Annotated in this window: 22 protein-coding genes and 1 pseudogene; 10 read left to right on the plus strand and 13 right to left on the minus strand. The window is 64.0% G+C overall.

All coding sequences use genetic code 11. From position 1 onward, the window contains the following. Positions 1 to 403 precede the first annotated feature (403 nt). A pseudogene (locus JG747_RS04845) lies at positions 404 to 679 on the plus strand (4-hydroxybenzoate octaprenyltransferase); the annotation flags it as partial. Between the two features lie 24 nt (positions 680 to 703). Here JG747_RS04845 and JG747_RS04850 read toward each other — a convergent pair. Continuing rightward, on the minus strand, positions 704 to 1,510 hold the full coding sequence (locus JG747_RS04850; protein ID WP_019862065.1) for a DUF1223 domain-containing protein: 807 nt from the start codon (positions 1,508 to 1,510) through the stop codon (positions 704 to 706). Positions 1,511 to 1,689: 179 nt separating this feature from the next. Here JG747_RS04850 and JG747_RS04855 point away from each other — a divergent pair, with 179 nt between their 5' ends. Next, positions 1,690 to 2,355, plus strand: coding sequence for a ceramidase domain-containing protein (locus tag JG747_RS04855; protein WP_202361279.1), 666 nt, complete (start codon positions 1,690 to 1,692; stop codon positions 2,353 to 2,355). Positions 2,356 to 2,426: 71 nt separating this feature from the next. Here JG747_RS04855 and acnA read toward each other — a convergent pair whose 3' ends face one another. After that, on the minus strand, positions 2,427 to 5,117 hold the full coding sequence (gene acnA, locus JG747_RS04860) for an aconitate hydratase AcnA (protein ID WP_202361280.1): 2,691 nt from the start codon (positions 5,115 to 5,117) through the stop codon (positions 2,427 to 2,429). A 284-nt stretch (positions 5,118 to 5,401) separates the two neighbouring features. On the opposite strand from acnA, the gene ccmA reads away from it, so the two are divergent. The 4 genes from ccmA (at position 5,402) to JG747_RS04880 (ending at position 7,612) form a co-directional block, all read left to right on the plus strand. Beyond that, positions 5,402 to 6,037: a heme ABC exporter ATP-binding protein CcmA gene (gene ccmA / locus JG747_RS04865; protein WP_064981497.1), complete on the plus strand. Its 636-nt coding sequence runs from the start codon at positions 5,402 to 5,404 to the stop codon at positions 6,035 to 6,037. After that, positions 6,037 to 6,702, plus strand: a complete 666-nt coding sequence (gene ccmB / locus JG747_RS04870; RefSeq protein WP_019862060.1) for a heme exporter protein CcmB — start codon at positions 6,037 to 6,039, stop codon at positions 6,700 to 6,702. Before ccmA ends, ccmB begins: the two co-directional genes overlap by 1 nt. A gap of 161 nt (positions 6,703 to 6,863) precedes the next feature. Then, complete coding sequence (gene ccmD, locus JG747_RS04875; protein WP_010912356.1) at positions 6,864 to 7,037, plus strand: heme exporter protein CcmD; 174 nt, start codon at positions 6,864 to 6,866, stop codon at positions 7,035 to 7,037. After that, complete coding sequence (locus tag JG747_RS04880) at positions 7,034 to 7,612, plus strand: DsbE family thiol:disulfide interchange protein (RefSeq protein ID WP_019862059.1); 579 nt, start codon at positions 7,034 to 7,036, stop codon at positions 7,610 to 7,612. The genes ccmD and JG747_RS04880 overlap by 4 nt, the downstream gene beginning before the upstream one ends. Positions 7,613 to 7,895: 283 nt before the next feature. Here the strand turns inward: JG747_RS04880 and JG747_RS04885 are convergent, their stop codons facing one another. Then, positions 7,896 to 8,063: a hypothetical protein gene (locus JG747_RS04885; protein ID WP_019862058.1), complete on the minus strand. Its 168-nt coding sequence runs from the start codon at positions 8,061 to 8,063 to the stop codon at positions 7,896 to 7,898. Between the two features lie 292 nt (positions 8,064 to 8,355). On the opposite strand from JG747_RS04885, the gene JG747_RS04890 reads away from it, so the two are divergent. Continuing rightward, positions 8,356 to 9,276, plus strand: a complete 921-nt coding sequence (locus tag JG747_RS04890; RefSeq protein WP_019862057.1) for an SMP-30/gluconolactonase/LRE family protein — start codon at positions 8,356 to 8,358, stop codon at positions 9,274 to 9,276. 162 nt (positions 9,277 to 9,438) lie between these two features. Beyond that, complete coding sequence (locus JG747_RS04895) at positions 9,439 to 9,645, plus strand: tautomerase family protein (protein ID WP_019862056.1); 207 nt, start codon at positions 9,439 to 9,441, stop codon at positions 9,643 to 9,645. Positions 9,646 to 9,885: 240 nt separating this feature from the next. Here the strand turns inward: JG747_RS04895 and JG747_RS04900 are convergent, their stop codons facing one another. The 9 genes from JG747_RS04900 to JG747_RS04940 form a co-directional block, all read right to left on the minus strand. Further along, positions 9,886 to 10,416 (minus strand): NADPH-dependent FMN reductase, encoded by a 531-nt coding sequence (locus tag JG747_RS04900; protein WP_202361281.1) that lies wholly within the window; start codon positions 10,414 to 10,416, stop codon positions 9,886 to 9,888. A 21-nt stretch (positions 10,417 to 10,437) separates the two neighbouring features. Next, entirely contained in the window at positions 10,438 to 11,058 is a 621-nt protein-coding gene (locus JG747_RS04905) for a pyridoxamine 5'-phosphate oxidase family protein (RefSeq protein ID WP_202361282.1), read from the minus strand. A gap of 69 nt (positions 11,059 to 11,127) precedes the next feature. After that, complete coding sequence (locus JG747_RS04910) at positions 11,128 to 11,802, minus strand: septation protein A (protein WP_064981492.1); 675 nt, start codon at positions 11,800 to 11,802, stop codon at positions 11,128 to 11,130. Positions 11,803 to 11,847: 45 nt separating this feature from the next. After that, a complete protein-coding gene (gene ftsY, locus JG747_RS04915; protein WP_202361283.1) occupies positions 11,848 to 13,887 on the minus strand; it encodes a signal recognition particle-docking protein FtsY in 2,040 nt (679 codons plus the stop codon). Between the two features lie 12 nt (positions 13,888 to 13,899). Continuing rightward, positions 13,900 to 15,240, minus strand: a complete 1,341-nt coding sequence (gene mtaB, locus JG747_RS04920; protein ID WP_064981489.1) for a tRNA (N(6)-L-threonylcarbamoyladenosine(37)-C(2))-methylthiotransferase MtaB — start codon at positions 15,238 to 15,240, stop codon at positions 13,900 to 13,902. After that, positions 15,240 to 16,124, minus strand: a complete 885-nt coding sequence (gene dapF / locus JG747_RS04925) for a diaminopimelate epimerase (protein ID WP_064981487.1) — start codon at positions 16,122 to 16,124, stop codon at positions 15,240 to 15,242. The genes mtaB and dapF overlap by 1 nt, the downstream gene beginning before the upstream one ends. A 121-nt stretch (positions 16,125 to 16,245) precedes the next feature. Further along, on the minus strand, positions 16,246 to 16,407 hold the full coding sequence (locus JG747_RS04930) for a DUF1328 family protein (protein ID WP_010912345.1): 162 nt from the start codon (positions 16,405 to 16,407) through the stop codon (positions 16,246 to 16,248). Between the two features lie 98 nt (positions 16,408 to 16,505). Beyond that, positions 16,506 to 17,072 carry a hypothetical protein gene (locus tag JG747_RS04935; RefSeq protein WP_202361284.1) on the minus strand — a complete coding sequence of 189 codons (567 nt, stop codon included), beginning with the start codon at positions 17,070 to 17,072 and terminating at the stop codon, positions 16,506 to 16,508. A 70-nt stretch (positions 17,073 to 17,142) separates the two neighbouring features. Next, a complete protein-coding gene (locus JG747_RS04940) occupies positions 17,143 to 18,195 on the minus strand; it encodes an MBL fold metallo-hydrolase (RefSeq protein WP_202361285.1) in 1,053 nt (350 codons plus the stop codon). Positions 18,196 to 18,431: 236 nt separating this feature from the next. Between JG747_RS04940 and JG747_RS04945 the strand changes: the two genes are divergently transcribed. Both JG747_RS04945 and zapE read left to right on the plus strand, forming a co-directional pair. Further along, a complete protein-coding gene (locus tag JG747_RS04945) occupies positions 18,432 to 18,971 on the plus strand; it encodes a protease inhibitor Inh/omp19 family protein (protein WP_019862043.1) in 540 nt (179 codons plus the stop codon). Between the two features lie 81 nt (positions 18,972 to 19,052). Then, entirely contained in the window at positions 19,053 to 20,270 is a 1,218-nt protein-coding gene (zapE, locus tag JG747_RS04950) for a cell division protein ZapE (RefSeq protein ID WP_019862042.1), read from the plus strand. Between the two features lie 36 nt (positions 20,271 to 20,306). Here zapE and JG747_RS04955 read toward each other — a convergent pair whose 3' ends face one another. Beyond that, a complete protein-coding gene (locus tag JG747_RS04955) occupies positions 20,307 to 20,732 on the minus strand; it encodes a GNAT family N-acetyltransferase (protein ID WP_202361286.1) in 426 nt (141 codons plus the stop codon). Positions 20,733 to 20,799: the final 67 nt, after the last annotated feature.

Genomic DNA, 20,799 nt, shown 5'->3' on the forward strand with positions numbered 1-20,799 from the left:
GGTCGTGGCGATGCGCCTTTTCGGTCACGTCCAGTCACGTTTGCAAACCGCATGTTGGAATTGGTGATGCTTCGCCACATTTCTGCCTTTTTTTATCCGCGCTCATGCCCCAATCTCCGACGAATTTACCGGCGTTGCCTGAGACGGTTCGGTCCGGCACCGGCTCGTAAACCCCAAGCCCCCCGCCCACGGGTCTGCGTCGGATCGAACCAACCTCGGTTTTTCCTTGGAAAAATCGGGTGCGACGATCCCAAAACCTAAATGACCGGCGTCAGAAGCAAGCTGACGTCGGTTTTTTCATGCCTGAAGGTCCAGATCAGCGTAGACCTAGCCGGCGCTTGCGAGGTGACCGGGCAGGTACCTGCTGGTGTCATGTAGGTCGGCGCGATCCGATACCGTCAACGTGGATGTCAAAGACGACACTCGCCTCGGTTTGAAGCCGACAGCAATCCTGTTCGGCCTGTTCTACGCTCTCACGGTCGCATTGTGGTCGCTGGGCGGCTGGCTATCATGCATGTCCCTGCCATACGCCGCCGGAATGGCGGTGATCGCCGCTCATCTGGCCTGGCAGGCCCGGCGTATTGACCTTCAGCGCCCGGAGCTGAATTTCAGGCTTTTCCTGTCCAACATTTTGACCGGCGTGCTGCTGGCTTGCACGGCATTCGCCGGGACATGGTGAGGTTATCCGGCTCGCCGGAGATGGTTATAAGTCCTGGGCCTTGTTCAGGGGCTTGTGGATGAAGGCAGCGCCGAGAATAGGCCCCGGCATGCCGTCCTTGCCGACCGACTGCAAAAGCACGGCGCAGCCGCCCTTCTTGGTGATCTCGCTCATCGGCAACTCATAGCGCTGCGCCTTGCCGTGCCACATGCCGGCGGTCTGGATGCTGGTGACGGCGTTCCAATAAGTCATCTTGCGGCCGGAGTTCTCGCCCTGGGCGATCTTGACCGTCTGCGGCGGCTCGAAATACACGATGACGACATGGGCGTCGCTCGGACCGGCGCCGGCATCGCCGGCATCGATGATCACGCGGTCGCTGGTGCGGCTGACCTTGACGGGCACACGCATGCCTTCGCCGGATCTCGCCATGCGGGCGAGCGCGCCGTCGACCTCGCCGCGATTGGCGCCGTTGACATGCGCGCGGCCATTGAGCACCGCCTGCGGCGTATAGACGGAGCGACTGCCGAAGGCGCGCATGTAGTCATATTGCCGCTCGGTGTTTTCCTTGCGGCTCAGCGTGTCCTTCCAGCCGAGATAGTCCCAATAGTCGACGTGATAGGAGAGCGCGACAATGTCATCCTTGGTGGCAAGTTCGGCGAAGAAGGCATCGGCCGGCGGGCAGGAGCTGCAGCCTTGGCTGGTGAACAGTTCGACCACGCCGAGCGGCTTGTCGGGCGAGGGTTTTTCGGCCTGGATTCTTTCGGTCTCGCCGGCATGGCCGGCACCGGCAACCGCCGAGAAGGCCAGCGCGAAGGCTGCCAGCCAAAGTGATCTTCGCCAGGCCATGATCATTCCAATTCCCGCCGGTGGCGCCGGCTTTGTTCTGATTGTCTGAAATATGTGGCAGAAGCGGAAGTCAACGGGAAGTCACGTTGCGGTGAAATTTTTGCCGTTGCCGCCGCAGGTAAGGCCGCAACAGGACCGACACTGCATTTCACGACGTGGTTCGATTAGGGAGTGGCATCACCATCATGTGGCAAACTCTCCTGACCCCTGTCGATCTCTATTGCGAGCGGACCGGGCCTGGACTTTGGGCCGAACCCGCCAATGCTTTGACCAACCTTGCTTTGATTGCAGCGGGACTATGGGGTGTGCGGGAAGTACGCCGATGCAAGGCCGGCACTTTCGCCGAGGTGCTGGCTTGGTGGGTGGTGGCGATCGGCATCGGCTCGACCATCTTCCATACCTTTGCCACCAAGGGCACGATCTGGGCCGATATCCTGCCGATTGCCAGCTTCACGCTCGCGTATACGCTGTTTAACCTGCGCCGCTTCCTCGGCATGGAATGGGGCAAGGCGATCGCGGTCTTCGTCGTTTTCTATGCGGTGGCCGGCGCGATAAGTTTCGCCGTGCCGGATTGGCTGCGCCAGGCATCGAACGGCACGACGAGCTACCTGCCGCCGTTCCTGGCGCTCGCCTTCTTCGGCATCTGGGTGACGGCAAGCGGCAACCGGGCCGGCTGGTACAATCTAGCAGGGTCGGCGATCTTCGTGGTGTCCGCCATCTGCCGGATGATCGACCCGATCGTCTGCGCCGGCTTTCCGCTTGGCACGCACTTCCTGTGGCACCTCCTCAACGGGCTGATGCTGGGGGTGCTGTTGGCGGCGGTGGCGCGGTTTGGAGCGCCGAACGAGTAGGCAGTAGGCAGTAGGCAGTAGGCAGTAGGGATCTTATTCCCTACTGCCCAAGCCCTATTCCCTGGCTGCGGCTACGCAGCCAAATCGCGCAGCACGTACTGCAAGATGCCGCCGTTCTTGAAGTAGTCGAGCTCGTCCAGCGTATCGATGCGGCAGATGATCGGCACGTTCTTCACCGTGCCGTCGCCATAGGTGATCTTGGCGGTCATCGTCTGGCGCGGCTTGATCGTGCTCAATCCGTCGATCTCGACCAGTTCGTCGCCCTTGAGGTTGAGCGAAGCCCAGGACGTGCCTTCCTCGAAGACGAAGGGGATGACGCCCATGCCGACCAGGTTCGAGCGATGGATGCGCTCGAAGGACTGGGCGATGACCGCGCGGACACCAAGGAGATTCGTTCCTTTGGCGGCCCAGTCGCGCGAAGAGCCGTTGCCGTATTCGACACCGGCGAATATCACCAGCGGCACGCCTTCCTTCTTGTACTCCATCGCCGCGTCGTAGATCGATTCCTCTTCCTTCGACGGGTAGTGGATGGTGTAGCCGCCCTCGCGGCCGTTCTCGCCCAGCATGTGGTTGCGGATGCGGATGTTGGCGAAGGTGCCGCGCATCATCACCTCATGATTGCCGCGCCGCGTGCCGTACTGGTTGAAGTCGGCGACGCCGACGCCATGGTCGGTGAGGTATTTGCCGGCCGGCGAGGCGGCCTTGATCGACCCCGCCGGCGAGATGTGGTCGGTGGTGATCTTGTCGCCGAACAGGCCGAGCACGCGCGCGCCCTTGATGTCGCCGATCTTGCCGAAACCTGATGTCATGCCGGCGAAATAGGGCGGGTTCTGCACATAGGTCGAATTGTCGTCCCAGGCATAGGTCTGACCTTCCGGTGCCTGAACCTTCTGCCAGTGCTCGTCGCCCTTGAAGACGTCGGCATATTTGCGGGCGAACAGCTCGCGGGTGACGTTCTTCTCGATGAACTCCTGGATCTCGGCCGAGCTCGGCCAGATATCCTTGAGGTAGACCGGATTGCCGTTCTTGTCCTCGCCGAGCGGCTCGGTCGTCAGGTCCTTGGTGACGGTGCCGGCCAGCGCGTGCGCCACGACCAGCGGCGGTGACGCCAGGTAGTTGGCCTGCACGTCGGGCGAGACGCGGCCTTCGAAGTTGCGGTTGCCGGACAAGACCGCGGCGGCAATCAGACCTTTGTCGTTGATGGTCTTGGAGATCGGCGCCGGCAGCGGGCCGGAATTGCCGATGCAGGTGGTGCAGCCGAAGCCGACCAGGTTGAAGCCGATCTGGTCGAGCTCCTTCTGCAGGCCGGACTTTTCGAGATATTCGGCGACCACCTGGCTGCCGGGGGCGAGCGAGGTCTTCACCCACGGCTTCTGCTTGAGGCCGAGGCGGTTGGCGTTGCGGGCCAGAAGGCCGGCGCCGATCAGCACGCTCGGGTTCGAGGTGTTGGTGCACGACGTGATGGCGGCGATGACGACGTCGCCATGGCCGAGATCATGGTCGGTGCCTTCGACGGCGTAGCGCTTGGAAATCTCCGCCGCCTTCTTGTATTCGGTCTCCATCGCCTTGGCGAAGCCGGCCGGAATGCCTTCCAGCGCGACGCGGCCCTCGGGGCGCTTGGGGCCGGCCATCGACGGCACGACGCTGCTGAGCTCGAGCTCGAGCAGGTCGGTGAAGACCGGGTCGGCGGAGCCGGCCTCGCGCCACATGCCTTGCGCCTTGGAATAGGCTTCGACCAGCGCGATGCGGCTTTCCTCGCGGCCGGACATCGTCAGGTAGCGGATGGTTTCCGAATCGACCGGGAAGAAGCCGCAGGTGGCGCCATATTCCGGCGCCATGTTGCCGATGGTGGCGCGGTCGGCGAGCGTCATGTTGGACAGGCCCGGGCCGAAGAACTCGACGAACTTGCCGACGACGCCCTTCTTGCGCAGCATCTGGGTGACGGTGAGCACCAGGTCGGTGGCGGTGACGCCTTCCTTGAGCTTGCCGGTGAGGCGGAAGCCGATCACCTCGGGCAGAAGCATGGAGACCGGCTGGCCGAGCATGGCCGCCTCGGCCTCGATGCCGCCGACGCCCCAGCCGAGAACGCCAAGGCCGTTGATCATCGTGGTGTGCGAATCGGTGCCGACGCAGGTGTCGGGATAGGCCGTGGTTTCGCCGTCCTCGGTGTTGGTCCACACTACCTGGCCGAGATATTCGAGGTTGACCTGGTGGCAGATGCCGGTGCCGGGCGGCACGACGCGGAAGTTGCGGAACGCCTGCTGGCCCCATTTCAGGAACTTGTAGCGTTCCTCGTTGCGCTCGTATTCGAGCTCGACATTGCGGGCGAAGGCCATCGGCGTGCCGAATTCGTCGACGATGACGGAATGGTCGATGACGAGGTCGACCGGCACCAGCGGATTGATCTTCTGCGGGTCGCCGCCGAGCGAAGCCATGGCGTCGCGCATGGCGGCCAGGTCGACCACGGCCGGAACGCCGGTGAAATCCTGCATCAGCACGCGGGCCGGGCGATAGGCGATCTCGACGCCGGCGGTGCCCTTGTCGGTCAGCCAGCCGGCCACCGCCTGGATCGATTCCTTGGTGACGGAGCGGCCGTCCTCATTGCGCAGCAGGTTCTCCAGCAGCACCTTCATCGAATAGGGCAGCTGGGCGATGCCGGTGAGGCCGTTCTTCTCGGCCTCGACGAGGTCGAAATAGGCATATTCGGTGCCGCCCGCGGTCAGCGTGCGACGGCAATTGAAACTATCGAGGGATTTTGACACGTGCGATCCGTCCTTGTCTGTTCAGCCTGAAAGGGAACGGACGCCGATGGCATGCAATCACGCGCAAAGGTGCGGGTACGGCCATTTCCGCTGTCCGTTCCCAAGCAACCCGAGCCGTTCAAGGCGGCGCGTGCGCTGGTTCGGCGCTAATTCTGTTCCCGAGCCGACCGCTGGCACGGATGCACCGCATATAGAGAATTTTCTGGAATAGTTCTAGACAGTCAAAAAGCAAATTTGTGCGATGCGGCAGCGACCGCGGAACATTGTTTTCGGGGCAGGCGAGGATGCGGCTTATCGCCGAAAATCTGGGCGGCGAACGCGGCGGCGAGGGGGTTTTTTCCGGCGTCGGCTTTGCGCTCGATCAGGGCCAGGCGCTGGTCGTCACCGGGCCGAACGGATCGGGCAAATCGACCTTGCTCCGGATCATCGCCGGACTGCTGCCGAAGGCCGAAGGCCGGCTGCTGATCGAAGGTGGCGGCGATGACTTTCCGTCGATCGCCTCGGCCTGTCATTATCTCGGGCATCAGAACGCGATGAAGACGGCGCTGAGTGTCGTGGAAAACCTGCGCTTTTGGCGTGATTTCAATGGAAGTGGCGATTCGAGTGTCGACGAGGCGCTGGAGACCGTCGGGCTCGGCGGCATCGGCCATCTGCCGTTCGGCTATCTCTCGACCGGGCAAAGGCGGCGCGCGGCGATCGCCAAGCTCTTGGTCAGCCATCGGCCGCTGTGGCTGCTCGACGAGCCGACGGCGGGTTTGGACAAGGCTTCGGAGGCGCGGTTCGCGGCACTGATGATGAAGCATTGCGTGGCTGGCGGGATGATTGTCGCGGCGACGCATCTGCCGCTGGGGATCGAGGCGACGGAGTTGAGGATGGGGGAAGCCACAGAGCGCCTGCCTCAACAAGGGATCATATCGTAATGTGGTCCCTCTTCGCCCGTGACATCCGCCTCAACATCCGCGCCGGCGGCGGCGCGTTGACCGGCGTCATTTTCTTCCTCGCCGTCATCGCCACCATCCCGTTCGGCGTCGGGCCGGACCTGAAGCTGCTTTCCCGCATCGGCCCGGCGATCCTGTGGATCGGCGCGCTGCTCGCCTGCCTGCTCGGGCTCGACCGGCTGTTCCAGGCCGACCGCGAGGATGGCTCGCTCGATCTGCTGGTGCTGGGCAACGACCGGCACATGCTGGCGCTGACCGTGCTGGTGAAATGCCTGGCGCATTGGGCGGGCAGCGTGCTGCCGCTGGTCGTCGCCGCCCCCTTGCTCGGCCTGTTCATGAACATGGAGCCGCTCGGCATCGGCGCGACCGCGCTGACGCTGCTGGTCGGCACGCCGGCCATCACCTTCATTGGCGCCGCTGGTGCCGCGGTGGCGGTGGCGCTGCCGCGCGGCGGGCTGCTGATCTCGGTGCTGGTGCTGCCGCTGACCATTCCGGTGCTGATCTTCGGCGTTTCGGCGAGCTACGGCGCGACGGCCGATCCCGATCCTTTCCTGCAACCCTTCCTCATTCTTGCCGCGCTGACGCTGTTTCTTGGCGTGCTGGGGCCGGCCTCGGCAGCGCTGGCGCTGCGCCACGGAACCGATTGAGCGAGGTTTGGCATGGTTTGCGCGACATCAAGGGCGGCGGCGGGGCGGCCATGTAGGTTTGAAACCACGGCGCGTTGCGCAGCCATGGGCATGTCGCTAAGGGAAAGCATGATCGAACGAGGCAGACGGCTGGAAAGAGGCGCGCCGATGGAGCGGCAGGCATGAGTGCGCACGCACTCTATGTCACGGCCGCCTACGGCATCACGGCGGTTGTTCTGGCCGGGCTGATCGGCTGGATCCTGCTCGACCAAAAGGGCCGCAAGCGCGATCTTGCCGAACTGGAAGCAGCCGGCGTGCGGCGGCGTTCCGACAAGGCGGAGGCAGAAAAGTCGTGAGCAGCGAAACCGAAACGCCGACGCGTGGTCGCCGCCTGTTCGTGCTGTTGCCGCTGCTGATCTTTCTCGGCCTGGCGGGCCTGTTCCTGTGGCAGCTATTGTCAGGACGCGATGTCTCGGAAGTGCCATCGGCGCTGATCGGGCTGCCGGCGCCGCAGACCAATCTGCCGGCACTGGAGGGGTCAAACCTGCCGGGGCTTGATTCCAGGGCGTTCGCCGGCAAGGTCACGCTGGTCAATGTGTTTGCGTCATGGTGCGCGCCGTGCCGCGAAGAGCATCCGGTGCTGCTGGCGCTGTCGCAGGACAAGCGGTTCACCATGGCGGCGCTGAATTACAAGGACCGGCCGGAAAACGCCCGCCGGTTCCTCGGCGATCTCGGCAATCCGTTCCAGGCCATCGGCGTCGACGAAGCCGGCCGCACGGCGATCGACTGGGGCGTCTACGGCGTGCCGGAAACCTTCGTCATCGGCAAGGACGGCAGAATTGCCTACAAGCATGTCGGCCCGCTGACGGCGGAAGCCGCGCGGGATCTCTTGCTGCCGCAGATCGACAAGGCATTAGCAGCACCGAACTGATGGCGTTCTCGCGCTTCGTCATTCTAGGGCGAAGCAAGGAGCGAAGCTACGCAGCGCAGACCCTGGAGTTGCTCAGCAGCCCAAGGAATCCATGCCGGGACGTTGGTCAAGGATACTTCGGATCAGAATAGGCGTTGCGTACAGCGGTAGACAGAAATTCTGCACCGCCGCGGCGCTCGAAGATCACGGCATGGATCCCTCGGGCTGCTGAGCAGCTCCAGGGGTCTTCGCTCCGCTTCGCGTCGCTACGCCCAAGGATGACGAACGTGATAGGTCGAAATACTCAGCCGTAGATCTGCTTGTGGATCTGGTAGAGCATTTCCGAGCGGTCGGCGCGCATGTCGGCCAGATCGCGGCTGGAGAAGCTGTCGATTTCGGCGACGAGGCGGTTGTAGTGCTTGCGCTTGGCGATGTTGTTGCGAGCGCGGGTCATGAGATCGTTGAAGATCATAGCAAGGGTCCTTCTGTGCCGCATTCTGGCGGCGGTTTCTTCCTCCCTTGGTCAATACGAAACATGACATAGGATTGGTGCGTTGCAAAAAGAAGATGTTGCAATGCACCATTGCACGCAGCGCATAGCCGGTTAATCGAGTCCTAAGGCGTCCTGGTTGGACGATCGGGGCCAGAACTGCCTGGGCGGCGGCTTCCTCTCTGTTTTGTCATACAAATTGCGAAGGCCGCGTCTTGCCAGATCGATCGCGGGCTGGCTTGATCCGGTATCACGTGATGCCGGGAGGAAATGCATGGCGGCCGCAGACTATTACGAAATTCTCGATCCGCGCTTCGCGCGCCTGTTCAACGGCAATGCGCAGGTGGAGAAGCTGTTCACCGGATGCCGCTGGGCGGAAGGGCCGGCCTGGTTCGCCGCCGGGCGCTATGTCGTCTGGTCCGATATCCCGAACAACCGCATGCTGCGCTATGACGAGACGGATGGCAGCGTCAGCGTCTTCCGCCAGCCCTCGGGCAATTCCAACGGCAACACCGTCGACCGGCAGGGCCGGCTGGTGACCTGCGAGCATTCGGGCCGCCGCGTCAGCCGCACCGAGCATGACGGCTCGGTCACCACCATTGCCGCCAAATGGAAGGGCAAGCGGCTGAACTCGCCCAACGACGTGGTGGTGAAGTCCGACGGCTCGATCTGGTTCACCGACCCGACCTACGGCATCGACACCGACTATGAGGGCGACAAGGCCGAGAGCGAGATCGGCGCCTGCTACGTCTACCGGGTCGATCCCGACAGCGGCGAGATCGAGGCCGTCATCACCGACATGGTGCGGCCCAACGGGCTCGCCTTCTCGCTCGACGAAAGCCTGCTCTATGTCGTCGACACCGGCCGTACGCACGGCGCTGAGAACCCGGCGCATATGCGGGTGTTCAACGTCGGCAAGCACGGCAAGAAGGTGTCGGGTGGCAAGGTCTTCGCCGACTGCACCGCCGGCCTGTTCGACGGCTTCCGGCTCGACGCCGACGGACGCATCTGGACCAGCGCTGCCGACGGCATCCACTGCTACGATCCGGACGGCACGCTGATCGGCAAGGTCAAGGTGCCGGAGGTGACCGCCAATTGCGTGTTCGGCGGCGCCAAGCTGAACTGCCTCTACATCGCCGGCACCACCTCGCTCTATTCGGTGCGGCTGATGGTGAACGGGGCCAAGACTTTTTGAGGCTGCTCGACACGCTTCTCTGGCGGGTTTTGATGGCGTTGCTGCGCATACCCGTGGCGCCAGTTGCGCCTCGGCTACCGGAGCTGCCGCCATTCAGTTCTCCGGAAAGGATCTCGAAGCAGTCTCTTGCCGGTATCAGACACAATTCAAGGGGAGAGCGTCATGCCATTCGTCAACATCCGCATCGTCAAGGAAGTGATCGCCGCCGATCCGGCAGGCAAGAAGGCTGACATCGCCAAGAAAGTCACGGCGGCCATCATGGACGCCACCGGACTTGGCAATGACGATGTCTGGGTGGTTTTCGAGGAGGTCAATGCCCGCGACTGGTATGTCGGCAGGACCGACGTCGAGACGCTGCGGAAGGGGTAGGGTGGCGACGCTCGACTGCGGGTGCACCTTTCCTTCGTCATCCTCGGGCTTGACCCGAGGATCCATGCCGTGACTTCCGACTCGGAGTGCTGCGGTGCAGAATTCTGTAAGCATTGCAGCGCCTTAGTGTAACGGCATGGATTCCTTGGGCTGCTGAGCAGCTCCAGGGGTCTGCGCCGCGTCGCTGCGCTCCTTGCTCCGCCCTAGAATGACGAAGTCGTATGGTTGGCCGCCAACAGATCAGCGCGAGCGGATAAACTCCGCGAAGGCCGTGAGCCCATTGCGCATTGCCAGCACGCTCACCGGTTCCGCCAGGATGCCATCCACCTCCGGCGGCTTCTTCCCCAGCAATGCAACCTCGATCCCGCCCTCACAAAGCGCGAAGGACATCGTCCGCATGACCTCGGCCAAAGCGGCGCGGGCGAACAGCGAGCGCTGCGAGGCGTGGGCCAGCATGGCGGGCTTGGCGATGGCGGCGTCGCGCGAGACCAGCCAGTCGAGCGCGTTCTTCAGCCCGCCAGGCACGCCATGGGCATATTCGGGACAGGAGACGATGATGCCGTCGGCGCCGGTGACGGCGTCGATCAGCTCGGCCGCTTCGCGCGGCGTGCGCTCGCCCTCGTCATCGGGATTGAAGATCGGCAGACGGCCGAGCCCGCCATAGACGATGACGCGGCAGCCCGCCGGCGCGTTGCGCGCCAGTGCCGCGACCAGGGCGGAATTGGTGGAGGCGGCCCGCAGGCTGCCGGAGATGGCGAGAAGGTTCAGCACAGCGTGGGATCGGTCCGGCGCCTACCACATCGTCTGCTTGTATTCTTCGTCGAGCCAGCGGTCCGTCGCCTCGGCCGAATCGGCGACCACCAGCTGGTCGCGCAGGATCTGGCCGAGCGTCGGCAGCGTCGCGCGGTCGTACCAGGTGTCGGGTTTCCACAGATCGGAGCGCATGAAGGCCTTGGCGCAATGCATGTAGGCCGCCTTGACCGAGACCACGATGACGCTTTGCGGCTCCTTGCCGTCGACGGCGAGGCGCTCGCGCAAACCGGCGTCGACGGTGATGCGGGCGTCGCCATTGACGCGCAGCGTCTCGTTCATGCCGGGGATGAGGAAGAGCAGCCCGACTGAGGGATTGCGCAGTATATTCTCCAGCGTGTCCAGCCGGTTGTTGCCGGGCCGGTCGGGAATGGCGATGGTCCTGTCGTCAAGAGTGGCGGCGAAGCCGGGCTTGTCGCCCTTCGGCGTCACGTCGGCATTGCCGGCACCATCGGACGAGCCGATCAGCACGAAGGGGCTCTTGCCGATGAAGGAGCGGCAATGGCCGTCGAGCGCCTTGAGCTCCTTGCGAATGGAACCGTCGGTCGGCCGTGGCGTCTTGTAGATCGTCCGCAATTCTTCGTGCGTGGCGACGAATTCCATGGCCCTCTCCTCAGTTGTTTGGACGCAATTCCGGACGGAAAACCGCTTCACACTATTCCTGGAATTGCTCTACTTGCCGGCCTTTTCTTCCCCGCTTGCCTTGTCGTCCAGCGAATGGCGCAGGATCAGCGGCATCTGGCTGAAGGTGAACAGAAGCGTGATCGGCATGATGCCCCAGACCTTGAAGGTAACCCAGGCATCGGTGGAAAAATTGCGCCACACCACTTCGTTGACGATGGCCAGGAACAGGAAGAACAGGCCCCAGCGGAAGGTGAGCTTGCGCCAGCCTTCGGCATCGAGCTTGAAGGCAGAATCGAAGACATAGCCGAGCAGCGACCTGCCGAAGTAGAGGCCGCCGAGCAGCACGCCGCCGAACAGCGTGTTGACGATGGTCGGCTTCATCTTGATGAAGATGTCATCCTGCAGATAAAGCGTCAGCGCGCCGAAGATGAAGACGACGACGCCCGACACCATCGGCATGATCGGAAGCGTGCGCGTCAGGAGCCATGAGGCGATCAGCGCGATGGCCGTGGCGGCCATGAACAGGCCGGTGGCGACGAAGATCGGGCCGCCGAATTCGCCCAGAACAGGGAATTTCTGCACCAGCCACTCGCCGCGCGCATTGGCGAAGAAGAACACCAACAGCGGCCCAAGCTCCAGCACCAGCTTGAGCACGGGATTGACGCCTTCCTTCTTCTCTTTCTGCGGGTCGGACGGATCGCGTTCGAGAATGGGTGGGTTCATGATCTTCCTTCTTACGCACGATCCCGTTGAAAAGGGATCATGCCGTTACGCCACTCCAGCGATCGCCCTGGCGAATTCGCTCGCGGAGAAAGGTTCGAGGTCGTCGACCTGTTCGCCGACGCCGATGAAATAGACCGGCAATTTGTGCTTTGCCGCGATCGCCACCAGAATACCGCCGCGCGCCGTGCCGTCCAGCTTGGTCATCACCAGGCCGTTGACGCCGGCGATGTTGCGGAAGATCTCGACCTGGTTGAGCGCGTTCTGGCCGGTGGTGGCGTCGACCGTCTGCAGCACGGTGTGTGGCGCTTCCGGGTCGAGCTTGCCGAGCACGCGCACGATCTTCTCGAGCTCGGCCATCAGTTCAGTCTTGTTCTGCAGGCGTCCGGCGGTGTCGATGATCAGCACGTCGGAGCCGGCTTCCTTGGCCCTCTCGAAGGCGTCATAGGCGAGGCCGGCGGCATCGGCGCCGAGCTTGGAGGCGATGACGGGCGATTTCGTCCGTTCACCCCAGATCTTCAGCTGTTCGATCGCGGCGGCGCGGAAGGTGTCGCCGGCGGCGAGCATCACCGATAGGCCGCCATCGGTCAGTTTTGCCGCCAGCTTGCCGATGGTGGTGGTCTTGCCGGTGCCGTTGACGCCGACCACCAGAATGACATGCGGCTTGTGCGAGAGGTCGAGTTCCAGCGGCATGGCGACAGGGGTCAGCACCTTCTCCACCTCGGCCGCCATGATGGCGCGCACTTCGGTGTCGGAGACATCCTTGCCGTAGCGGCTGGAAGCCAGCGCATCGGTAACGCGCAGCGCCGTCTCCATGCCGAGATCGGCGCGGATCAGCACGTCTTCCAGGTCCTGCAGCGTGTCCTCGTCCAGCTTGCGCCTGGTGAAGACGCCGGCAATGTTGCCGGTGAGCTCGCGCGAGGAACGGGCAAGCCCGTCCCGCATGCGCTGGAACCAGGAGCGCCGCGGCGCCGGCTCCGGCGCCTTCACCGGCTCGGCCTTCTGCTCGACCTTCTTGGCGACGGTCACCTTGCCGGGAGCGGGTTTCGGTTCCGGCTTCGGCTGTGGGACGGGCTGCGGCTCGGGCGCGATCTCGGCAAGGACGGGCTGCGTCTCGATTGGTGCCGGCTGACGAATGGGAGGCGCGATTTCCGCCGCCGGGGCCTGAGGCGCGGCAGTCGCTGGCGCGAGTTCGGCAGCAGGTGCCAAATCTTGCGTGCGCTCGCGCTGCCCCTCACCCTTACCCTCTCCCCGTGAAGTACGGGGAGAGGGGGGCGTCGGCGTCGAGGCTTCTTCTTCAATGTTTGCGAGAGAAGGCGTGGCGTCACTGGCAGCTTCCTTCTCCCCGTCTCTATACGGGGAGAAGGTGCCGGCAGGCGGATGAGGGGCGGCGCCAGCTTCTAAAGTCGGCTGTGCGGACGGGGCCGCCGGTGGAGGCACCTCGATCGGTGCTGGTGTCTCGACCGGGATCTCCGCAGGCGGCGCTGGCACTTCGATCGGTGCCGGTTCGGGCTGCCTTTCCGGGCGCGGCGGCACAATCTCCGGCTCCGCAGGCGCCGGAGCGGGGACTTCTTGCGGCTGCGGCTCGGGAGCGGGCTCCGGAGCGGCGGGGGGAAGTGGAATTTCCTCGGGCGCCGGCGGCTCAGGCGCGGGTGCGGGTTCCTCTTGCGGCGCGGGCTGCGGCAGGGGTTCCGGCTCAGCGGGAATCGCCGGCTCCGGCGTGGCCGGGATGGTCGGAGCGGGCTCGGGTGCCGGCTCCTCGACAGGCGACGGCTGAGGCGCGTCCTTTACCTCCCCCTCGATGGGGGAGGTCCCAAGCGCAGCTTGGGGGTGGGGGTGATCGGCGCTGGCGTCGGCGCTGTCACCCCTCCCCGCTACTTCGTGGAGACCCTCCCCATCGAGGGGAGGGTGGGGCGCCGGTTCCAGTTCCTCGCGCTTCAGAAATTCCGGAACGACCTGTTCGGCAGCCGGCTTCAGCGCATCGAGCTGGTCCCATTTGATCGGGGGCAGAGGGGCGGTCTCGTCGACGCGCTCCTCGACAACCTCTTTCTTGCCGAACGAAAATATCTTCTTGAAAAAACCAGCCATGCTTTGCGTTTCTCAGGCGGCGCGTGCGGCAAGCGGCACTGCGTTGAGCCGGGCGCCATCGTGGCCAGTAATTGTCGCTTCGACGATCTCGCCCGGCGCGCCGGTGCCGAGTGCGGCGAGGGTAAATCCTTCGGTGCGGCCGAGGCCATCGCGCTCGATCAGGATCGACTGACGGGTTCCAGGCAGCGAGGACAGATGGCGCCGATAGGCGGCTTCGCCGGCGGCGCGCAAACGGGCGGCACGCTGCTTGACCAGTTCGCGGCGGACCTGCGGCATGCGCGCGGCGGGCGTGCCCTCGCGCGGTGAAAACGGGAAGACATGGAGATGGGTCAGGCCACATTCCTCGACGATTCTTATCGAGTTCTCGAACATGGCGTCGGTCTCGGTCGGGAAGCCGGCGATGATGTCGGCGCCGAAGACGATCGCAGGGCGCAATTTGCGCACATCCTCGCAGAAACGGATCGACTGGTCGCGCAGATGCCTTCGCTTCATGCGCTTCAGGATCATGTCGTCGCCGGACTGCAGCGACAGATGCAGATGCGGCATCAGCCTGGGTTCGGTGGCGATGGCATCGAGCAAATCGTCGTCGGCCTCGATGGAATCGATCGAGGATAGCCGCAGGCGCTTCACGTCGGGCACCCGCTTCAAAATGGTCTTCACCAGTTTGCCGAGCTTGGGCGCCCCCGGCAGATCGGCGCCGAAACTGGTCATGTCGACGCCGGTCAGCACGATCTCGGCATAACCATTGCCGGCGAGACGCTTGACCTGCTCGACCACGGCGCCCATCGGCACCGAGCGGGAATTGCCGCGGCCATAGGGAATGATGCAGAAGGTGCAGCGATGGTCGCAGCCATTCTGCACCTGGACGAAAGCGCGGGCGCGGCCTTCTATGGCATCGACCATGTGGCCGGCGGTCTCGCGCACCGAGAAGATGTCGTTGACGCGGGCCTTCTCGGTGTCGTTGACGCCGAAATCCGGCAGCGCGCGGTACGAGTTTGCCTTCAGCTTCTCTTCATTGCCAAGCACGAGATCGACCTCGTCCATGGCGGCGAATTTTTCAGGCTCGGTCTGCGCGGCGCAGCCGGTGACGATGATACGCGCCTGCGGATTGTCGCGGCGCGCCTTGCGGATCGCCTGTTTGGCCTGGCGGACCGCCTCGCCGGTGACGGCGCAGGTGTTGAAGATCACCGCGCCGCCTTGCAGCGTGCCGAGACCGGCGCTTTCGGCCTCGCGCCGCATCACTTCGGATTCATAGGTGTTCAGCCGGCAGCCGAAGGTCACCACGTCAATGCGGCTGGGGGCCTCGGAAAGGGAGCCGTCGAAATCCGGGCTCCTGGACAGAGCAACCGACATCAGGCCGCGCTTTCGGTGTCGCGAGCCCAGGTGCCGGTCGAGGGATCGAAGCTGCCGGAAAATTCCCACTCGGCGGCACCGGTCAGGATGACGTGGTCGTCCTCGCGCCATTCGACATGCAGCGTGCCACCGCCGGGGGTCAAAAGGCTGACGCTGCGGCCGGTGCGCCTGGTGCGGGCCGCGGCCACCACCGATGCGCAGGCGGCGGAGCCGCAGGCCTTGGTCAGGCCGGCGCCGCGTTCCCAGGTACGGATGATCATGCTCTCGGGTGAGGTCACCTCAGCAATGGTGATATTGGCGCGCTCGGGAAAGATCGGGTGGTTTTCGAGCAGCGGGCCGAAACGCTCGAGCTCATAGGACCAGACATCGCGGTCGACCCAGAAGATGGCGTGCGGGTTGCCCATCGAGACGGCGGAGGGCGAATGCAGCACCGGAGCGTCGATCGGGCCGATCTGCAATTCGATCATGCGGGTGTCGCGGAACTCCTCGGCGAGCGGAATTTCCTGCCAGCCGAAATGCGGCATGCCCATGTCGACCGAGATCGTGCCGTCGGCATGTTCCCTGGCGTTGAGAATGCCGGCGCGGGTCTCGAAGGTGAAGGTCTTCTGGCCGGTCTCGGCGGCGAGCGCCTGGACGACGCAGCGCATGCCGTTGCCGCAGGCCTGCGCACTGGTGCCATCGGAATTCAGAATGTCGACATAGTAGGCGGTGCCCGGCGTCTTCGCATCATGGATCGCCATGATCTGGTCGAAGCGGGTCGCGGCATCGGCGTTCAGCGCAAGGGCCGCCGCCGCCGTCACCTGATCGGCACGGCCGCGCATATCGGCGACGATGATCTCGTTGCCGATGCCGTTCATCTTGGCGAAAGGGGCAGTGCTTGCCATTGCTCCGCGAAATTCCGTGTCCGTTTGGCGCTATATGGCGGAAACGGGCGGGAATTACCAGTGCGCAGGCGTGTTCCGTCACGGCGAAGACGCCGGACTGGTCACGGCGAAGACGCCGGACTCAGGTCACCGCGAAGATGCCCAGCACCACCAGCAGGAAGATGACGAGAACGATGCCGATGAGGATGCGCGCGCCGGTGGCCGCGGCTCCGGCCAGCGCCGGCATGCCGAGCAGGCTCGCCGCCGCGGCGACGATGAGCAGGATGATGATCCATTTGATCATGGGAATGCCTCGCAAGCTGGTAGATTTCAAAACCGCATGAAAACGCTTCTGTCGCGCTTGGGTTCCCGCCGGCTGCGAGGCGATGTCAGTGGAAAAACCTAGCCGGCGATCTCGATATCGGTGCTGAACGGCGCCGTCTTGGTCGAGTTCTGGTCATGCATGAGGAAGTTGCACTTGTATTTCCCGGGCGGCAGTCCGTCGAGGGACAGGTCGAGTTTGAAGAAGAGTTCGCGGTTGTGCGAGCGGGAAGCGACCTGAACGCTTCCGATTTTCTCGAAGGTGCCCAAAGCTTCGCCCGAGTCGGAAAGCACGGTGAGGTCGACGGAAAGCGCGATCTGGCTGTTGCCGAGGCCGTCCGACCCATAGCCGTAGCCAACCGGCTCCATATAGAGCACGACCTTCTCGCCTGGCTTGTAGATATGATTGGCACGCTCGCTGTAGATGCCGAAGCCGCCGGCCGAATCGACCTGTTTGACATTCTGCACGGCGAGCGGCATCGCTTGCCACAAGGCCTCCTCGGCGCCGCGGAATTTCTCCAGCGCGCCGGCTCCGTCACCTGCCTGCAGCGCTTTTTCGGCCTCGGCGGCGCGATCAGTGATTTCGCCCGCGAAAGCCGCCGGCACCGAGATTGCCAGTGCCATCAGCGCTGCAAGGATAGATTTCATCCGCATTCCCCTTTTCTGCTGGGCGGACCATCGGCGAAAATGACGGTGCCGTAAATGGCCAATGCAGACTTCAGCCGTGCCCGATCGCCGGCACGTCCCAGACCTCGCCGGGCTGCAAGGCGCGAAAGCGCTCCGGCTGCAGGCCCTCGGCCTCAAGCGCCTCGGCCAGTTTGCGGACCGGCTCGTCCATCGGTTCGTCGGTGAGCTGGAATGTGCCCCAGTGGCAGCCGGCGGCGAAGGCGGCCTTGCACAGCTTCATGCCTTGCACCGCTTCCTCCGGGTTCTGGTGCTGCGGCGCCATGAACCAGCGTGGCTCATACGCGCCGATCGGCAGGATGGCGAAGCGGAAGCCGCCATGTTTGTCCGCCATCAGCCGGTAGTTGATGCCGTCGTGGAAGCCGGTATCGCCGGCGAAATAGAGTTTGCCGCCCGGCGTCTCGATGACGAAGCCGGCCCACAGTGCCATGCGCCGGTCACGCGCACCGCGCGCCGACCAGTGATGCGCCGGCTCGATGTGGATGGCGGCGCGGTCACCGATGTCGATCCTGTCGCCCCAGTCATGCGCCGCCAGCCGCATGCCGGGAACCGCCTCGCCGATCAGCACATCGTTGCCGAGCGGCGTCACCGCCAGCGGATCGTGCTTCTCCTTCAGTCGCCTCAGCGTGACGAGGTCGAGATGGTCATAATGGTTGTGGCTGACCAGCACGAGGTCGATCGGCGGCAGGTCGTCGAAGGCGATGCCCGGTGCATTGACGCGTTTTGGCCCGGCGAAGGAGAACGGCGAGGTGCGTTGCGACCAGACCGGATCGGTGAGGATGTTCAGGCCGGCCGTCTGGATCAGCAAGGTCGAATGGCCGACCATGGTGACGGTCAGGTCGGTGCCTTCGACCCTCGCGGACGGCCTCGCCTGCGGAAAGGGACTCGGGCTCGTCGCCGGCCATTTCGCGCGTTGGCCGTTGAGCTGCCATTTCAGCAGATCGGTGAAGCGTCCGGGCATCCGGCCACCGGGATTGAAGAACAAGGTGCCATCGAAATGGTCGCTGGGCGGACCGCTGTAATAGCGGTTGGCGGCTTTCTTTCTCGCGGCCAAGGCATGCTCCAGCGGGTTTCGGCTCCTAGACATAGGCGTTGCGCCGGTTGGCGCAAGCATTTGCAAGGCGAATGCGCGGTCGCGGCCGAACTCCACGGATTTGAGCGACGGGCGAACATGGCAGGTCGTGATTGCGATAAATTTGCAACAATCTTGCCGCAAACCCTATTTTAACCATATCGGGTTGAAATTTCGCCACCTTCTCCATCTTGGTGGAGGGTGATATTGCGCGGACGGCTTCCCCCCAGCCGGATCCGACGGAGGTTGTAATGAATTTTTCGAAAAGCGGTCTTGTGGCCGCATCGCTGGCGGCGCTCGTTGCGAGCGGTTGCTCGACCTCGCGCTTCTCGTCCATGGACGACCAGCAACCGGCGCCGCTGCAGCCGGCGCCGGCCGGCCAGGTGACTTCCAACCAGTTGCCGCCGCCAGCCTCGCCCGGCACCACCGACCCGTCGAAGTTCCCGACCGCTCCGGCGAACACGCAGGTTGCGTCCTTGCCGCCGGACGGCCAGGCGCCCGCCGGGGCCTCGGATCTCAGCGCGGCAGCCGTCGCCGGCGTCTGGAATGCCAGCGTTTCCGGGCAGAGCTGCAAGATCGCGACGCCGCAGACCAAGTTCGGCGCCGGCTTCCGCGCCGGGCCGCTGCATTGCCCGGCTCCGATCGACGGCATCAAGTCGTGGAACGTCGCCGGCAAGCAGCTGACACTTTACGATGAGAATGGCGGCTCGCTGGCGCGGCTCTATTCCTCGGGCGGCTCGAAATTCGACGGCCAGACTTCCAACGGTCAGCCGATTTCGCTTACTAGGTAGCCCGATCTCCCCAGTGCATGTCGCCCAAACTGGGGCTCCGGTTTTGGGGCAACGACGTGCATGAGAAAAACGACGTGACCGATGCATCTGCGTGACGGCCTCCAGACCCATGCGACCGTCAGGCAGCGCTACGACCACCTTGTGGAAACCGGCGCGATCGGACGCGATCCGGCGCAGGAGCGGATCGCCGCGGCGCTCGACCGGCTGACCGACGAGATCTCGGCCAAGCGGCTGGCGCACAAGTCCAGCGCGCTGGGCTGGCTGTTTGCCCGCAAGCGCGAGACGCATGAGGCCGTCAAAGGCCTCTACATCCATGGCGGCGTCGGCCGTGGCAAGACCATGCTGATGGACATGTTCTTCGAGCTGCTGCCGGTCCGGCGCAAGCGCCGCGTGCATTTCAACGACTTCATGGCCGATGTGCAGGACCGCATCCAGAAGCACCGGCAGGCGCGCAAGAACGGCGACGTCAAAGAAGACGATCCGATCCCGCCCGTGGCCAAGGCGCTGGCTGAGCAGGCCTGGGTGCTGTGCTTCGACGAATTCTCGGTCACCGACATCGCTGACGCGATGATCCTGTCCAGGCTGTTTTCGGCGCTGTTCGCCAATGGCGTCGTGTTGATCGCTACTTCGAACGTGGCGCCGCAAGATCTCTACCGTGATGGGCTCAACCGCCAGCTGTTCCTGCCGTTCATCGGCATATTGGAACGACACGCGCAGGTGCTGTCGCTCGACAGCGACAAGGATTACCGGCTGGAAAAGCTCGCCCGCACGCCGGTCTATGTCACGCCAGCCGACGACACGGCCGACCGGACGCTGGACGAGGCCTGGCGGACGATGACGCGCGGCGCGCCGACAGCCGCGACCTCGCTGACGCTGAAGGGCCGGCAGGTTCTGGTGCCGGCCGCCGCCGGTGACGCGGCGCGGTTCTCCTTTGCCGATCTCTGCGAAAAACCGCTTGGCGCGCGTGATTTCCTGGCCATTGCCGGACGGTTCTCGACCATCTTCATCGACCATGTCCCGGTGCTGGGCGAAGGCAAGCGCAACGAGGCCAAGCGCTTCATCCTGTTGATCGACACGCTTTACGATCATCATGTGCGGCTGGTGGTGAGCGCCGAGGCGCCGCCACAAGAGCTTTACGTGGCAAAACGCGGCGTCGAGGTGTTCGAGTTCGAGCGCACGGCCTCTCGCCTGATCGAGATGCAGAGCCGCGACTGGCTGGAGGACTGGGCTGAGCGGCGAAAAGAAAGGGCGCCGCCGGCTGCGGCACCGCGGGCTCAAGCCCTGCCTTCGTCGTCCTAAGCAGATGGACCCAAAGCAGAGCGAAGACCCTGGTCACTAAAGCCTGTACGCATACATGACGAAACTCTCCGCTTCCCCATGCGGCTCCTTGCGCGACTCATAAAGTGCCCGGGCCGGGAGGTTGTCGGGTTCGGTGCCAACCCAGGCCTCCTCGCAGCCATTCTCCCTGCCGATCGCGAACATCGCGTCGAGCATTTTGCGCGCGATACCCTGGCGCTGGAAGGCGGGCGATACGCCGACCTCGTCGATGTAGAGTTCCGCAACCTTGTCAGGATGGCGGTGGATCACCGCCGCACATTGGACAACCGCGCCGTCAGCCAGGGCTACGACCATGAAATGGCCGGGTTGGCTGAGATAGGCTGCCAATCGATCCGGCCTGACCGGTTCGTCGAACACATCCTCGGCGATCCACATCACAAGGGCGTCATTGCCGGCTTCAAGCCTTACGATCTCCATCTTCATTGTGTAACTTCTCCCAAGTCGGCTTACAAACTTTGACGTTTACGTAAATCCCAATCCATCTAACCGA

The sequence above is a fragment of the Mesorhizobium sp. 131-3-5 genome (genome assembly GCF_016756575.1).
GTDB lineage: Bacteria > Pseudomonadota > Alphaproteobacteria > Rhizobiales > Rhizobiaceae > Mesorhizobium > Mesorhizobium jarvisii.

What these genes read in the sequence shown, in the direction of transcription:
- JG747_RS04855 (WP_202361279.1), top strand. Translation starts at nt 1,690, where the DNA reads ATGTGGCAAACTCTCCTGACCCCTGTCGATCTCTATTGCGAGCGGACC.
- JG747_RS04890 (WP_019862057.1), top strand. Translation starts at nt 8,356, where the DNA reads ATGGCGGCCGCAGACTATTACGAAATTCTCGATCCGCGCTTCGCGCGC.
- ftsY (WP_202361283.1), bottom strand. Translation starts at nt 13,887, where the DNA reads ATGGCTGGTTTTTTCAAGAAGATATTTTCGTTCGGCAAGAAAGAGGTT.
- ccmA (WP_064981497.1), top strand. Translation starts at nt 5,402, where the DNA reads ATGCGGCTTATCGCCGAAAATCTGGGCGGCGAACGCGGCGGCGAGGGG.
- JG747_RS04940 (WP_202361285.1), bottom strand. Translation starts at nt 18,195, where the DNA reads ATGTCTAGGAGCCGAAACCCGCTGGAGCATGCCTTGGCCGCGAGAAAG.
- zapE (WP_019862042.1), top strand. Translation starts at nt 19,053, where the DNA reads ATGCATCTGCGTGACGGCCTCCAGACCCATGCGACCGTCAGGCAGCGC.
- JG747_RS04895 (WP_019862056.1), top strand. Translation starts at nt 9,439, where the DNA reads ATGCCATTCGTCAACATCCGCATCGTCAAGGAAGTGATCGCCGCCGAT.
- ccmB (WP_019862060.1), top strand. Translation starts at nt 6,037, where the DNA reads ATGTGGTCCCTCTTCGCCCGTGACATCCGCCTCAACATCCGCGCCGGC.
- JG747_RS04910 (WP_064981492.1), bottom strand. Translation starts at nt 11,802, where the DNA reads ATGAACCCACCCATTCTCGAACGCGATCCGTCCGACCCGCAGAAAGAG.
- JG747_RS04955 (WP_202361286.1), bottom strand. Translation starts at nt 20,732, where the DNA reads ATGAAGATGGAGATCGTAAGGCTTGAAGCCGGCAATGACGCCCTTGTG.
- mtaB (WP_064981489.1), bottom strand. Translation starts at nt 15,240, where the DNA reads ATGTCGGTTGCTCTGTCCAGGAGCCCGGATTTCGACGGCTCCCTTTCC.
- ccmD (WP_010912356.1), top strand. Translation starts at nt 6,864, where the DNA reads ATGAGTGCGCACGCACTCTATGTCACGGCCGCCTACGGCATCACGGCG.
- JG747_RS04850 (WP_019862065.1), bottom strand. Translation starts at nt 1,510, where the DNA reads ATGATCATGGCCTGGCGAAGATCACTTTGGCTGGCAGCCTTCGCGCTG.
- JG747_RS04905 (WP_202361282.1), bottom strand. Translation starts at nt 11,058, where the DNA reads ATGGAATTCGTCGCCACGCACGAAGAATTGCGGACGATCTACAAGACG.
- dapF (WP_064981487.1), bottom strand. Translation starts at nt 16,124, where the DNA reads ATGGCAAGCACTGCCCCTTTCGCCAAGATGAACGGCATCGGCAACGAG.
- JG747_RS04885 (WP_019862058.1), bottom strand. Translation starts at nt 8,063, where the DNA reads ATGATCTTCAACGATCTCATGACCCGCGCTCGCAACAACATCGCCAAG.
- JG747_RS04945 (WP_019862043.1), top strand. Translation starts at nt 18,432, where the DNA reads ATGAATTTTTCGAAAAGCGGTCTTGTGGCCGCATCGCTGGCGGCGCTC.
- JG747_RS04930 (WP_010912345.1), bottom strand. Translation starts at nt 16,407, where the DNA reads ATGATCAAATGGATCATCATCCTGCTCATCGTCGCCGCGGCGGCGAGC.
- JG747_RS04935 (WP_202361284.1), bottom strand. Translation starts at nt 17,072, where the DNA reads ATGAAATCTATCCTTGCAGCGCTGATGGCACTGGCAATCTCGGTGCCG.